The organism is Paraburkholderia sp. (assembly GCF_050742655.1).
In the GTDB taxonomy this organism is placed as follows: Bacteria; Pseudomonadota; Gammaproteobacteria; order Burkholderiales; family Burkholderiaceae; genus Paraburkholderia.
The window spans coordinates 33255-47164 of sequence record NZ_JBOIGG010000006.1 but is presented as its reverse complement, the minus strand read 5'-3'; the positions used below and the strand labels follow the sequence as shown (position 1 = coordinate 47164).

13 protein-coding genes are annotated in these 13910 nt (G+C 63.9%); 9 read left to right on the top strand and 4 right to left on the bottom strand.

Features of this window, described 5'->3' with window-relative positions; genetic code table 11:
• Positions 1 to 29: 29 nt before the first annotated feature.
• The 6 genes from ACREXZ_RS10575 (at position 30) to ACREXZ_RS10550 (ending at position 6073) form a co-directional block, all read left to right on the top strand.
• A complete protein-coding gene (locus ACREXZ_RS10575; RefSeq protein ID WP_431764014.1) occupies positions 30 to 626 on the top strand; it encodes a DinB family protein in 597 nt (198 codons plus the stop codon).
• 279 nt (positions 627 to 905) lie between these two features.
• Positions 906 to 1157 carry a hypothetical protein gene (locus ACREXZ_RS10570; protein WP_035560791.1) on the top strand — a complete coding sequence of 84 codons (252 nt, stop codon included), beginning with the start codon at positions 906 to 908 and terminating at the stop codon, positions 1155 to 1157.
• A gap of 266 nt (positions 1158 to 1423) precedes the next feature.
• Entirely contained in the window at positions 1424 to 2416 is a 993-nt protein-coding gene (locus ACREXZ_RS10565; protein ID WP_431764013.1) for a DedA family protein/thiosulfate sulfurtransferase GlpE, read from the top strand.
• 80 nt (positions 2417 to 2496) lie between these two features.
• The gene (locus tag ACREXZ_RS10560; protein WP_431764012.1) at positions 2497 to 4206 is read left to right on the top strand and encodes an FAD-dependent oxidoreductase; all 1710 of its coding nucleotides are present in this window, start codon (positions 2497 to 2499) and stop codon (positions 4204 to 4206) included.
• 197 nt (positions 4207 to 4403) lie between these two features.
• The gene (locus tag ACREXZ_RS10555; RefSeq protein WP_431764011.1) at positions 4404 to 4727 is read left to right on the top strand and encodes a hypothetical protein; all 324 of its coding nucleotides are present in this window, start codon (positions 4404 to 4406) and stop codon (positions 4725 to 4727) included.
• 125 nt (positions 4728 to 4852) lie between these two features.
• Entirely contained in the window at positions 4853 to 6073 is a 1221-nt protein-coding gene (locus ACREXZ_RS10550; protein WP_431764010.1) for a winged helix-turn-helix domain-containing protein, read from the top strand.
• Between the two features lie 156 nt (positions 6074 to 6229).
• On the opposite strand, the gene ACREXZ_RS10545 is transcribed toward ACREXZ_RS10550, so the two are convergent.
• Positions 6230 to 6487 carry a hypothetical protein gene (locus tag ACREXZ_RS10545; protein ID WP_431764009.1) on the bottom strand — a complete coding sequence of 86 codons (258 nt, stop codon included), beginning with the start codon at positions 6485 to 6487 and terminating at the stop codon, positions 6230 to 6232.
• A gap of 304 nt (positions 6488 to 6791) precedes the next feature.
• On the opposite strand from ACREXZ_RS10545, the gene ACREXZ_RS10540 reads away from it, so the two are divergent.
• The gene (locus ACREXZ_RS10540; protein WP_431764008.1) at positions 6792 to 7967 is read left to right on the top strand and encodes a M20 aminoacylase family protein; all 1176 of its coding nucleotides are present in this window, start codon (positions 6792 to 6794) and stop codon (positions 7965 to 7967) included.
• Between the two features lie 27 nt (positions 7968 to 7994).
• Complete coding sequence (locus ACREXZ_RS10535) at positions 7995 to 9278, top strand: diaminopropionate ammonia-lyase (protein ID WP_431764007.1); 1284 nt, start codon at positions 7995 to 7997, stop codon at positions 9276 to 9278.
• Positions 9279 to 9349: 71 nt separating this feature from the next.
• Here the strand turns inward: ACREXZ_RS10535 and ACREXZ_RS10530 are convergent, their stop codons facing one another.
• The 3 genes from ACREXZ_RS10530 to ACREXZ_RS10520 all read right to left on the bottom strand — a co-directional run bounded on the left by ACREXZ_RS10530 (position 9350) and on the right by ACREXZ_RS10520 (position 12823).
• Complete coding sequence (locus ACREXZ_RS10530) at positions 9350 to 10789, bottom strand: esterase-like activity of phytase family protein (RefSeq protein ID WP_431764233.1); 1440 nt, start codon at positions 10787 to 10789, stop codon at positions 9350 to 9352.
• A 404-nt stretch (positions 10790 to 11193) separates the two neighbouring features.
• Positions 11194 to 11985, bottom strand: coding sequence for an SDR family NAD(P)-dependent oxidoreductase (locus ACREXZ_RS10525; RefSeq protein WP_431764006.1), 792 nt, complete (start codon positions 11983 to 11985; stop codon positions 11194 to 11196).
• A 73-nt stretch (positions 11986 to 12058) separates the two neighbouring features.
• A complete protein-coding gene (locus ACREXZ_RS10520) occupies positions 12059 to 12823 on the bottom strand; it encodes an SDR family oxidoreductase (protein WP_431764232.1) in 765 nt (254 codons plus the stop codon).
• 139 nt (positions 12824 to 12962) lie between these two features.
• Between ACREXZ_RS10520 and ACREXZ_RS10515 the strand changes: the two genes are divergently transcribed.
• Positions 12963 to 13907: a LysR family transcriptional regulator gene (locus ACREXZ_RS10515; protein ID WP_431764005.1), complete on the top strand. Its 945-nt coding sequence runs from the start codon at positions 12963 to 12965 to the stop codon at positions 13905 to 13907.
• The last annotated feature ends 3 nt before the right edge of the window (positions 13908 to 13910 follow it).

The window sequence follows — 13910 nt, the reverse complement described above, 5'->3', positions numbered from 1 at the left end:
ATGGTAAGTATCCATCGACGGAGGAAGACATGACCGCACTCCCCTCAAAGCAACCGACATCGCCTGCCGCGCCGCTGGTCGCTCACTATGCGGCGATGGCGCGCAACAACGCGTGGTCGAACGCGCGCCTGTTCAACGCGTGCGTCGCGCTCGACGACGACGCGTTCGCCGCGCCGCGGACGAGTTTCTTCCCGTCTCTGCGGCTCACGTTGAATCACGTGCTGCTGGTGGATCGCTACTATCTGGATGCGCTCGTCGACGGCGGCGAAGGACTCACGATCTTCGACGACGAGGAGCCATGGCCGCGTGCCACCGATCTGTGGGCCGCGCAGTCGCATACCGACCGCGAATTGATCGCGTTTTGCGATGCGCTCGACGCGACCGCACTCGATCGCGAAGTCCGTATCGACCGGGGGCCCCGCATCGGCATCCATCGCGAGACGGTCGGCGTCGTGTTGCCGCATCTGTTCATTCATCAGATTCATCATCGCGGCCAGGCGCACGCGATGCTGTCCGGCACCGCGATCGCGCCGCCGCAACTCGATGAATATTTTCTGATCGCCGATACGCCCGCGCGCGACCGCGAACTCGCCGCGCTGAAGATCGAACCATATACAGGCCATTAAGTGCGCCGCCGTCGCGCCGCAGCCTAGTATGCCGGTGCTACACAGGCATGACATCGAAGCACAACACGGCATCCATGCGGCGCACCGCTCCGGGGCATGTAAAAAGGCAAACGGCGAAATCGCGAGTCGCGTTAAACTGGCTCCGATCACTCTGCGGCAGGTCAGGCGCGCCGCAGCGCCCACGCCCGGCAAAGCGCGCCAGTGTGAGCGCTGCACGACAGACGGCGCGCACACCAGCCCGTACAATGGTTCGAACCAACAATGAAACGAGGACAGTCGATGCGCACTACCGGGTCTTCCGGGTCCATGGCCCTGCTCACCGAATATGACGACGCGACGGCGCGCGAACTACGTTCGCTGCGTCTCGAATCGACAGAAGACGGTAAAGGCATTCTTCTGGTCGAGGTCGACGAGCGCAAGCCCGGCATTCATCGTGAAGTGCGTTACGAAATCACACCCGCCGAACTGATCGCCGCGATCCGCGCGCACGGCGCCGAACTGCCCGGCGAACAGCACAACCACCGTCAATAAAACCCTGCGCGGCGACCGGTTTTCCGGGCGCCGCCGTTGCAATTTCCTCCGTTCACCCCATCTTCCGGTTGCTTCCCGCGGCTTCTGTCCGACGGTTCTAATGCGCTCGCGCGGTGGACCGGACCGACCGGCTGCGGATCCACCGCCACTGCTGTATCGCACCCGCTTCACCGACCGCATCCGGGAACTCTTGCACGTCTCGAAAATGCGTCCATAATCGTTGGGTTCCCGTCAGATCGCGGCCCGCCAGGCCGCCAGGTAAGTCGATGCTACATGACCTCGTCGAGCAGTACGGGCCTGCGCTGGTTTTTGCCAATGTTCTCGCCGCTTCGCTCGGGCTGCCCGTGCCCGCGATGCCGACACTCGTCCTGTTCGGCGCGATGGCGGCCATGCATCCCACTTCCATCGGCACGCAGTTGCTGCCGGTACTCGTCCTCGCCGTCTTCGCGACGCTGATCGGCGACAGCGTGTGGTTCATGGCCGGCCGCCTGTACGGCGGCAACACACTGAAAACGCTGTGCAGACTGTCGCTGTCACGCGATACCTGCGTCAAGAAGACCGAGCGCTTCTTCGGCCGCTGGGGCGTGCGCGTGCTCGCGGTGGCGAAGTTCGTGCCGGGCCTGTCGATCGTGTCGATTCCGATGGCCGGCGCGATGGGCACGACCTACCGCGCGTTCCTCAGCTATGACGCGATCGGCGCGGCACTGTGGGCCACGGTCGGACTCGTGCTCGGTGCCGTGTTCGCGCCGCAGATCGACATGCTGTTTGCCGGCGCGAGCCGCCTCGGCAAACTGACAGCCGTCGTCGTAGTCGCGCTGTTGCTGCTCTATGCCGCGTACCGCTGGTACCGGCGCCGGCAGCTCATCAAGAAGCTCGCCTCCGCGCGGATCAGCGTCGACCAGCTGTATCAGCTGATGCTCGAGAAAGCGCCGCCGATCGTGCTGTTCGATATCCGCTCGCGCGAAAAGCGCACGCTCGACCCGTTCGTGATTCCGGGCTCGATCTTCGCGGACGAGCGCGAGCTCGACCAGATCGTCGCGAAGTACCCGCACGACCACAAGATCGTGATTTATTGTTCGTGTCCGAACGAAATTTCAGCAGCATGGATGGCGAAAAAGCTCACCGACGCCGGTTTCAGCGACGTCGTGCCGCTGCTCGGCGGCCTCGACGCATGGCGCGACGCGGGCTGCGAGCTCGAGGCGCTCGTCGAGGAATCCGACCGGTCCATCGACGTGCATATCGCACCGAAGGCCGTGTAAGCCGGTATAAACGCCCATGCCGTGCAATCGCCGCGCCCAACCCCATCGCGGCGCGCGTCAAGAGAAGAAGGAGTGATTCGATGGGAGCAGCTCAGGATGTAGTGGTTCAGCCGGACGTCGTCGCCGACGCACCGTTCTCGAATCTGTCCACCCGGCGTCACCAGATGTTCCCGAAGCTCACCGCCGAAGAAATCGAGCGCATGCGCCGTTTCGGCGAAGTCCATCGCTGGCAGCCCGGCGAGATGCTGTTCGAGACCGGCCTGCCCGGTCCCGGCATGTTCGTCATGCTGACGGGGGTCGTGAAGGTCTATCAGCGCGACGGCCTCGGGCGCGAGCACGTGGTGACCGAACATCAGCGCGGCGATTTCATGGCCGAGGTCGGTCAGCTGTCCGGCCGCCCCGCGCTCGTGAACGGCGTCGCGCTCGAACCCACCGAGTGCCTGCTGATCGTGCCGGAAAGGCTGCGCGCGTTGATCGTTGCGGAAGCCGATCTCGGCGAGCGCATCATGCGCGCGCTGATCCTGCGCCGCGTATCGCTGATCGAAAAAGGCGCGGGCGGCCCGATTCTGATCGGCAAGCGCAATGATTCGCGGCTCGTCGCGCTGCAGGGCTTTCTTTCGCGCAATGGCCATCCGCATTCGGTGATCGACGAACGCGACGAGGATGCACTCGGCCTCATCGAACAGTTCGCCGCACGCCCCGAAGATCTGCCGCTCGTGATCTGTCCGGACGGTTCGGTGCTACGTCATCCAAGCGACCCCGAACTCGCTACCTGTCTCGGCCTGCTGCCGGATCTCGACAATTCGCGCGTGTACGACGTCGCGATCGTCGGCGCCGGTCCGGCCGGGCTGGCTACTGCGGTGTATGCGGCGTCGGAAGGGCTGTCGGTGATCGTGCTCGATGCGCGCGCGCCCGGCGGCCAGGCGGGCGCCAGCTCGCGGATCGAAAACTATCTCGGCTTCCCGACCGGTATTACCGGGCAGGCGCTCGCCGGTCGGGCGTTCGTGCAGGCGCAGAAATTCGGCGCGCACGTCGCGATTCCGGTGAAGGTGAAGGCGCTGCATTGCGACGAGCAGCCGCACCGCCTCGAACTGAAATGCGGCGGCAGCGTGTCCGCGCAGGCCATCGTGATCGCGAGCGGTGCGGTGTACCGGCGGCCGGCGATCGACGGCCTCGAGCGCTTCGACGGCCGCGGCGTGTACTACTGGGCATCGCCGGTCGAGGCGAAGCTGTGCAAGCACGAGGAGATCGTGCTGGTCGGCGGCGGCAATTCGGCGGGGCAAGCCATCGTCTACCTCGCCACCCAAGCGAAGCGCGTGCACGTGCTGATCCGCCGTAGCGACTTCTCAGCGACGATGTCGCGCTATCTGATCGACCGCATCGCATCGCTGCCGAACGTCACCGTTCATCCGCATTCGGAAATCGGGCGACTCGACGGCGACGACAGCGGGCTCACGTCGGTCGGACTGAAAAACCCGCTACCCGACGGCACCCGGCAGTTCGACTCTCGCCATCTGTTCCTCTTCACCGGCGCCGATCCGAACACCGACTGGCTGCGCACCTGTGGCGTGCGGCTCGACCCGAAGGGCTTCGTGCTGACCGGTGTCGACGGCGACAACGCTGCCTGCGCGCTCTCTACCAGCGTCGACGGCGTGTTTGCGATCGGCGACGCGCGCGCCGGCTCGACGAAGCGCGTCGCAGCCGCGGTCGGTGAAGGCGCAGCGGTCGTCTCGCAGATCCATCAGATGCTAGCCGTCGACGCAGCCGAGGCCGTCGCACTCGGCGCTTGAGCCATACGGGCAGGCAACCGGCCGGTTGTCTGCCCGCGCTCACCATCCCGCTTACCACTCCATTTACCACCCGTTACACATCCCAGACTCTGCTTGCACCCATCAAGCTTTCTGTATCGTAATATACCGTCAGCAATTTGATAGCGCCTGACGGCGTGACGAACAGCAACCCTGTTGGATGGAACCAGAGGATGGACATGATTCAACGCGTACTGTTATTCGCAGCGCTCGGCATCGCGGCCGCCTGCGCTTCGGCCTCCGCATCCGCGCACGTCAATGTGGGCGTCTATCTGGGTGCACCTGGACCGGTCTACGCCGTCCCGCCGCCGGTCATCTACCAGCCGCCGCCCGTCATCTACGCGCCCGGACCGCAGGGCTACTACGGCGGCGGATATGGTGGCGGATACCGCGGCGACTGGCGCGAACGCCGCTGGCACGATCGCGGCGGGCACCGTGGCTGGGATCACGGTCGGGGTCATGGCGGGGGTCGCGGTGGGGACTCGCATCGCGGCCGCCACTGACGTTCGCTCGTCCTTCCCGCAGGACTCGCGCGACGGCACTCGCAGTCCACTGGTTCACGTTACAGTAGCGGTTCCGTGCGGCACCCGGCCTGTGCCGGAGCCGCCTCTAACCGCTAACTGACTGCGTGAACACTCTCCCGCTCTCCGCAGCACGCACGCTGCACCTGGCCGCTCAGGGCCTGTTGAATCCGCCGCGCCGCAAGGCCACCAAGGCCGATGTACTCGCCGCGATCCGGCAGATGGCGCAACTGCAGATCGACACGATCCACGTCGTCGCGCGCAGCCCTTACCTCGTTCTGTTCAGCCGCATTGGCGCGTACCTGCCGCAGTGGCTCGACGAGCATCTCGCGGAAGGCCGCCTGTTCGAATACTGGTCGCACGAGGCGTGCTTCGTGCCGATCGAGGACTACGGCCTGCTGCGTCACCGGATGCTCGATCCGTCGGACATGGGCTGGAAATATGCAGCCGAATGGCACGGCCAGTACCGCGACGAAATCGCGGCGCTACTCGAACACATCCGCGTGACCGGTCCCGTGCGTTCCGCCGATTTCGCGCGAGAAGCGGGCACGAGCAGCGGCTGGTGGGACTGGAAACCGGAGAAGCGGCATCTTGAAGTGCTGTTCGCGATCGGCAAGCTGATGGTCGCCGAGCGGCGCAATTTCCAGCGCGTCTACGACCTGACCGAGCGCGTATTGCCCAGCTGGAACGACAAACGCGATCTGCCTCCCGCCGACACCGTCACCCGCACGCTGCTCGAACGCAGTTGCCGCGCGCTCGGCATCGTGCGCGCCGACTGGGCCGCCGACTACTACCGCCTGCCGCGCCGCCCCTACACCGACGCGCTGCATGCGCTCGCCGATGCAGGCGAGTTGCTGCCGGTGCGCATCGAAGGATGGAAGCACGACACGTTCGTGCATCGCGCGTTCGAGTCGCTCGTCGACGATGCCGCGAACGGCCGCATCGCGTCGAGCGTGACGACGGTGCTGTCGCCGTTCGACCCCGTCGTGTGGGATCGCAAGCGCGCGGCGGCACTGTTCGATTTCGACTACGTGATCGAATGCTATACGCCGGCCGCGAAACGCAGGTACGGGTACTTCGTGCTGCCGTTGCTGAGCCGCGGCAAACTCGTCGGCCGCGTCGATGCGAAGGCGCATCGCGCGACCGGCGTGTTCGAGCTGAAGGCAGTGCATCTCGAAGACGGCGTGCGGATGAGCGGTCGTCTGATCGCCGATCTGCGGCGCGCGCTGCAGCGCTGCGCGCAATGGCACGGCACGCCGGAGTTGCAGATCACGTCGGCGCCGGCGCAGTTGAAAGCCGCCCTGCTCGCCGACGCGGACAGCGACTGACGCTCACGTTCACATTCACACTAAGCGAAACGCGGTCCACGCGAGCGGCAGCGAGAAGCGCCACGTCGGAAATGAAAAGCATGCGAGGGTCAGCGGACTGAAACGGTCCGCTGTTTCATCACGGATGCGTGCCGGTGCAATAAAGCCGCGCGTACATCAACGATCGATCTTCACACGCAGCTCACGTGCGGATTCGAGCAGCCCTTCGTAGCCGGAGCGCGCATGCTCCGGCAGGTCCGGGTCGCCGACCAGCGTGCCGAGCGTTTCGATCAGGCTGTACAGGATGCCTCTTGCGGCGCTCGTCGCGATGCTGCCGGACGACACGAGTTCGTCGACGTGGCTCACCGCCGCATCGAGCTGTTCGAGATCGGGGGCTTCGCCGGTGCGCGGCTTGTCTGGGACTTCGCGGGTCATGAGAAACGGCTCTCCTTCCAGGCGGCATTGAACGGATTGTTCATCCTGTTATATACCGATCGCGTGCGGCCGTCTATCCGACACGATGCGGCACACGGTCACGTTTCGCCGCGTGCTTGCGGTTCGTCGAGCGCGCCATTGCGACTCTCCGGGTCAGTCCGACTGAGCGGATTTTCCATCGTCGCACGGCCGCATGCAAAGTTTTCCCGCATTGCGGTCACGCACCGGGAAAACGTCTCGTCGACGGGTCCTATACTCGTTGATATTCGTTGCACCACAGTGCATCTATTCCGGAGATTCGTCGATGAGCACCGCCCCCTCGTTCGAACGGCAACTGACGCAATGGCGCCACCAGTTGCACCGTCATCCGGAAACCGGCTTCGAGGAAGCGCATACGTCGGACTTCGTCGCGCAGGTGCTCGCCGATCTCGGCATGGATGTGCAGCGAGGCATCGGCGGCACAGGGCTCGTCGCGAGTCTCACGGTCGGCCACGGTCGCGGCGTGATCGGTCTGCGCGCGGAGATGGACGCGCTGAACATCGCCGAAGATGCAGCGGATCGTCCCTACGTCTCGCAGATCGCGGGCAAGTCGCACGCGTGCGGCCACGACGGCCACATGACGATGATTCTCGGCGCCGCGCAACTGCTGTGCGAACGCCGCGACTTCGACGGCACGGTGCGCATCGTTTTCCAGCCGGCCGAAGAACATGGACGCGGCGCGAAAGCGATGATCGACGATGGCCTGTTCGGCCGCTTTCCGGTCGACGAAATCTACGGCGCGCACAACATGCCCGGCATGCCCGCCGGTCATATCGCGACGCGTGTGGGCGGCATCATGGCAAGCGAAGACAACTTCACGATCCACGTTAAGGGACGCGGCACGCATGCAGCACGGCCGCACATGGGCGTCGATCCGATCGTGATCGCCGCGCAGATCGTGCTCGCGTTGCAGACGGTCGTGTCGCGCACACTCGACCCGAGCGTGCCCGCGGTGATCTCGTGCACCGAGCTGTTCACCGACGGCATCCGCAACGCGATCCCCAGCAACGTAATCATCAAGGGCGACACGCGCAGCTATACACCCGACGTGCAGGCGCTGCTCGAACGTCGCATGCGCGAGATCGCCGAAGGGTTGTGCGCGCTGCACGGTGCGCAATGCGAATTCACGTACACGCACGAGTTCGCGCCGACCGTGAACTGGGAATCGTGCGTGCCGACCGCGATCGAAGCGGCGACCCGCGTCGTCGGTGCGCAGAACGTCGACGCGAACGTGCAGCCGATGATGATCTCCGAAGATTTCGGCGCATTCCTGCGCGTCGTGCCGGGCGCATTCGTCTTCATCGGCAACGGCGATGGAGACGGTCGCGGCAGCACGCCGCTGCACAACGCGCACTACGACTTCAACGACGACGTGCTCGTCACGGGCGCGCGCTACTTCGCGGAGATCGTGCGGTTGCGTTTGCCGCGCGTTACGGCTTGACTCCTCATACGCATGACGGAAACCCTCATGACGACAACGTTCTTTGCTAACCCACAAGCCATCCGCGCACCCTATAGCGACGCGCTCCAGCTCATCATAAGCGTGGCACGCGCCGACGAAAGCCGACGCTGGCTCGCGCAATGGCCAGTGCTGTCGCGCGAACCGACGCCGCTATGGCATCTGCCCGATCTCGCCGCGCGCATCGGCATCGCGCAGCTCGCGATAAAGGACGAATCGAAGCGTGCATCGCTTGGCAGCTTCAAGGCGCTTGGCGCACCGATCGCGCTCGCGCGGCTGATTCTCCGGCTGCCGGTCGCGCAAGCGTGGCATGCCGCCGATCTGTTCGCCGGTCGACACGCGCAGGCGCTCGATGGCTTCACGGTCATCAGCGCGACAGACGGCAATCATGGGCGCGCGCTCGCCGCCGCCGCGCAGTCGATCGGCTGCCGCTGCACGATCGTGATTCACCGCCACGTGAGCGAGGAGCGAGAAGCATCGATTGCGGCGCTCGGTGCGCAGGTCGTGCGCATCGAAGGCAACTACGATGCATCGGTCGAAGAAGCTGCGCGGCTCGCGGCGCAAAACGGCTGGCATGTCGTGTCGGACACGTCGTGGGACGGCTATGAAGAGATTCCCCGCGACGTGATGCAAGGCTACGGTACGATCGCCGCCGAAGCGCTCGAACAATCCACCGCAGAACAAAAACCCGCCGACGGCACGTGCCCGTTCACGCACGTGTTGCTGCAAGGTGGCGTCGGCGGTCTTGCGGCAGGCATCGTCAGTTACTTCACGGAAATCTGGGGCGCGCGGCGGCCGACGTTCATCGTCGTCGAACCGCAACAGGCCGACTGCCTGCTGCAAAGCGCGCTCGCGCAGCGCGCGGCGCACGCGACGGGTTCGGTCGATTCGGTGATGGCGGGGCTTGCCTGCGGCGCGGCGTCGCCGCTCGCGTGGCGCTTTCTCGCGGAGTCGGTGGACGCGTTCATGACGGTCACCGACGACGAAGCCGTGCACGCGATGCGCGTCGTGGCGGACGGCAGCGCGCGGGACGTGCCGATTGTCGGTGGTGAATCGGGCGTGGCGGGTCTGGCGGGTCTGCTTGCGCTCGCACGCGACACCGACACCGCATCGCGCGAACGCGTGGCACTCGACGCAAGCTCACGCGTGCTGCTGATCAACACCGAAGGCGCGACCGCGCCGTCGGTGTATTGCGAACTGGTGGGGCGTAGCGCGGACGATGTGCTCGCCGCGCAGCACCGCCACGTCACACGGCAAGCACAGCAAGCGCAACAACAGCAATCGCAGCAATAAGCGACTCGCAGCACTCTAGCGACGCGAGTCGTCCCTGCAGCGTGCCGGATTACGCTTCCATCAGAACCCGATCAGAACCCAAACGGATGATGTCCGGAATGGCCGGGGCCGTCGTGTCCGTCTTTCACGAAGCTGCATTCATTGGCGTGGCCGAACAGTCCCGGCACGCCGAAAAACTGCTGCGGCACGTAATCCGGCAGATCGTCCTTGTCCATCGCGAAGACAAAGAACTGGTTCGGATTGGCAATGCCCGCCGGATGATTGGAATCGGTGATCGTGCCGAGAAAGTCGTTATCGTTCGCGATGAGGAAGGTGTGCTTGCGCACGCCGTTCATCGTGATGTCAGGACCGAACGTCAGGCTTTCGAGCTTCGCGGGAATGTCCTTCGCACTGAAGCCGTGCGAGGTCAGCACAGCGACCACGTCGAGAAAGAGCGACTTCGGCAGCGCAAAGGGCCCGAGGCCCGACTGGCCGCTGGCCTGGCTGACGTCCTGCGCACCGTCCAGGTCGACACGAAACACTTGCTTGAACTTGGCGGTCGAATCGTCGCCGAGTCCCTTACCGTCGCGTTCATCCATCAGGAGCACGTGATCGTTGACCGCGACGACGTCGCTGATGGTCGGATAGTTCGGCTTCGACGCAGTGCCGATATTGGTCAACGGATACGCAAACTGCTGGCTCTTGCCCGTGCGCAGATCGACGCGGAGGATCCGGGTAAAGCCGCCATTGGTCCCGCCGTCCTGCAGCAACGGACTCTGCATCGCGCCGAACAGCGTTCTGCCGTCGGGTGAAATGGCCAGCCCTTCCATGCCCTTGTTGGCGACGCGGCCGGACGTGTTGGCACTGATCTCCGTATTGCCCATGGGACTGAGCGTCGATACGGCGAACGAATCGGGTACCTTGATCACATCGATACGACGTCCCGAGCGGCGGTCGAAGCGATAGATGTACGGGCCGTACTCATCGGAGATGAACACGCTCTGTCCATCGTTGCTCACGCGAATGCTTTCGGGATCGAGACGCGCATCGAGCGGATTCGTCGACAGATGCGTCGGGTCGAAGTTATCCGAGCGCCCGGTGAAGTAGTTCGTGTGGTTTTGACGGTTCAGTGCCGGCGCGCCGTTCGGCACACCAGCCGCGGCGCCATTGCCGTAGACCAGCCGGTCGGAGGTGTGCAGCAGCGTCGTGTCGACCAGCTTCGGTGTGAGGGTGTAGGGCAAGTCCGAACCTGCCGGCGCGGCCGACAGCGACAGATGGAAAGTCTGGAAGCGGTTGATGTACGACACCGTGTCGTCGATTGCGGCGTTGAACGGGATCGCGTTAGGGCCGCGATCAGGCAAGGCGACGAACGTGTTGCAGCCCGCGAAACTCATTCCCGAGCCGAGACCGCCGAGCAGATTCCCCGGCGCGCCGTTTTCGAGCGGCGCCGCCGTTTCGCGGGACAGGTCGGAAATCGTGCCGCTGATCTGGCCTTTCGCGATCAGATCGACGGTGGCGTGGACGTTCGACATCGCAAAGAGCGATGCGATCACGGTCAGCGCAAGCTGTCTGGATTTCAACACGGAGTTCTCCTTTGGATTGTTTTGGGCAGAGCGTCGATGCGCTCGCGGAAAATCTCCGAAAGTTTCGGTAAGTTTCATGTCATGCGGGTGAAATCGAAGTTGATGTCGTCGCGGTCGTGCGATCACGGGCCGGCGATGCGGCGCGTGCAGATCGGGCGTGGGAAGCGTGCGGCGTTTGCGGCCTGTTCGTGCGGAACCTTAACGCGACGGCAAGCGCCGCCGCGGTTGTGCGAACGGCGCCAGGACGTTCATAACGACACGAAGATTCCGCTAGCTCAGGCGATGAGCTTCTCGAAGCAGCGGGCGTTGATCAGCCTGCGACAAGAAGCCGGCCCAATGCCGGCATCGATCATCTAAAAGGCACTCTTTATAACGCCCCCATCGGCTCGCAATGCAGCGCCCGTCGTTGCCGACGAAAGCGGACTGGCGATATACGCCACGAGGGACGCAATTTCCTGCGGCGAACTAAATCGCTTGATGAGCGATGTGGGACGGACGTTCTCGAAGAACTCCTTTTCGAACGCTTCAAACGATTTACCGTCTGCCTTTGCGAGCGTCTCCACGAATTCGCCCACTCCACGCGATTTCGTCGGCCCGGGCAGCACGCTATTGACGGTGATTCCGGTGCCGGCAACCGCTTCGGCGAGCCCACGCGAGACTGCAAGCTGCGCGGTTTTCGTCATCCCGTAGTGGATCATTTCGACTGGAATCTGCACTCCGCTTTCGCTCGAAATAAAAATAATACGCCCCCAGTTGGCACGCCTCATCGCAGGCAGAAACAGGCGCGCGAGTCGTACACCACTCAGGACGTTGACGTCGAAGAAACGCAGCCAGTCCGCGTCGGGGATCTCTTCGAAAGGCTTGGGCTCGAAGATGCCCAGGTTGTTGACCAGAATTTCCACGTCCGGATAGCGTCGCGCGAGTTCGTCGGCCGAAGCCGCCGTACTGAGATCGCCGGCAAATCCAGCCACATCGCCGCCCGTCTGCGTTTTCAGTTGCGCGACCACGTCATCCACCGATGACTGGGAGCGGCCGTTGACGATCACCCGCGCGCCCTCCTGCGCCAACGTGCTGGCAATAGCGAGGCCGATGCCGGCTGTGCTGCCGCTCACCAGGGCGAGTTTGCCTGTCAGATTCAGATCCATGGATGACTTCCTTTTAATGGCCAAAATAGAGATGGCGGCATCAGGTCTTGAACACCGGATGCCGCCAGGAGGTTCACGTCCGTGTAATCGATGCGCCGCCGTCGACCAGTGAAGCGGTACCGGTCACGAAGGACGAATCGTCTGACGCCAGGTATAGCACCGAACGCGCAAGTTCTTCCGGCTTCGCAACGCGCTTGAGCGCATGCAGCCCCGTCACGAACGCCTGCGATTCGTCGGTGTCGTTCATGCCGCGATACATCTCCGTGTCCACGGCGCCCGGCAACACCGCGTTGACGCGCACGCCTTGCGCGCCGTACTCGGCGGCGAGTGCCTGCGTCAGTCCGATCAGTCCGGCCTTGCTCGCCGCGTAGGCCGCGGTGCCGGGAAAAGCGAACGAGTAACCGACGAACGTCGACGTGAAGATGATCGATCCACCGCCCCGCTTCAGCATCTCGGGAATCTGGTGCTTCGCGCTCAGGAAGGCACTGGTCAGATTGGTCGCCAGCGCGGCGTTCCAGCCTGTTTCGGAAATACCGGTGGTCGGGCCCATTTCGCCCAGCGTACCGGCGTTGTTGTAGGCGATGTCCAGATGGCCGAAGCGGCTCACCGCGAGCGCGACCAGCGCCTTCGCGAAATCCTCCGATTGCACGTCGCCCGCCAGATAGGCGGCTTCGCCGCCCTCGCTGACGATCTCCGCGACGAGCGTTTCAAGTTCCGTCGCGCGGCGCGCCGCAACGACCACCCTGGCGCCTTCCTTCGCGAACAGCTTTGCCGTAGCACGGCCAATTCCTGCACTGGCACCGGTCACGATGGCGACTTTTCCTGTCAAGCGTTGCATGTTCAATCTCCTGATCCAATTCGTCGACCAGTGCCCTATGCCCTGATCCTTGGAGAGCAATATAGGCTTCAGCTCTGATTGCAGAAAGGCATAAAACATGGTCCTATCATTCAGTCTTTGTGAATGATAGGAAGCATCCATGGACCGCCTGCGCGCCTTCGAGGTTTTCGTGACGGTGGTGAGCCGTGGTGGCTTTGCACGTGCGGCGGATGTGCTCGGCACGTCGCCCGCCAACGTCACCCGCTATGTCAATGAGCTGGAAGCACACCTGGGCACGCGCCTGCTGAATCGCACGTCACGCACACTCTCTCTTACCGAGGGCGGCGAGACACTTTACGCCCGCTGCAAGTCCATCCTCGACGATGTCGCTGAGACAGAGGGACTGGTGTCGTCCGCGTCGGTCGAACCACGCGGACGACTGCGCGTCAATGCGCCCGTGAGCTTTGGCATTCTGTATCTGGCGCCGCTATGGCCCGAGTTCATGCGGAAATATCCTGGCATCGAACTCGACGTTGGACTGATCGACCGCGTCGTCGATATCGTCGATGAAGGCTACGATCTCGCCATTCGCATCTCACGCGCCGGCTCGACTAGCCACGCGGCCCGCAAGCTCGCGACATCGCAAAACATTCTGTGTGCGTCGCCGGCCTATCTGGCTCGTTTCGGACTTCCGACCGCGCCGGCGAACCTGATCGAGCATCGCTGCATCGGGTACACCTATGCAGCCACTGGCGACGACTGGCAACTGGTCGACGGTCGTGGCAAGACTCACACTGTGCGGGCCAACTGTCACATGCATACCAATAACGGCGATACGGCGCGCGCAGCGGCGCTGGCCGGGCAAGGTGTGATCTGGCAACCCACGTTCCTGGTCGGCAACGATCTCCGCGCCGGCACGCTCGTTCACGTGTTGCCCGAGTATCGTCTGCCCGAGATCGACATACTCGCGATGTACCCGAGCCGTCGACACCTGAGTGCCCGAGTACGCGTGATGGTCGATTTCCTGGTCGATGCGTTCGGCGGGGCGCCCCCATGGGATCGGGGTGACGGACGTGGGGCAGGCGTCACGCCGGGGACGAGTTGAGGG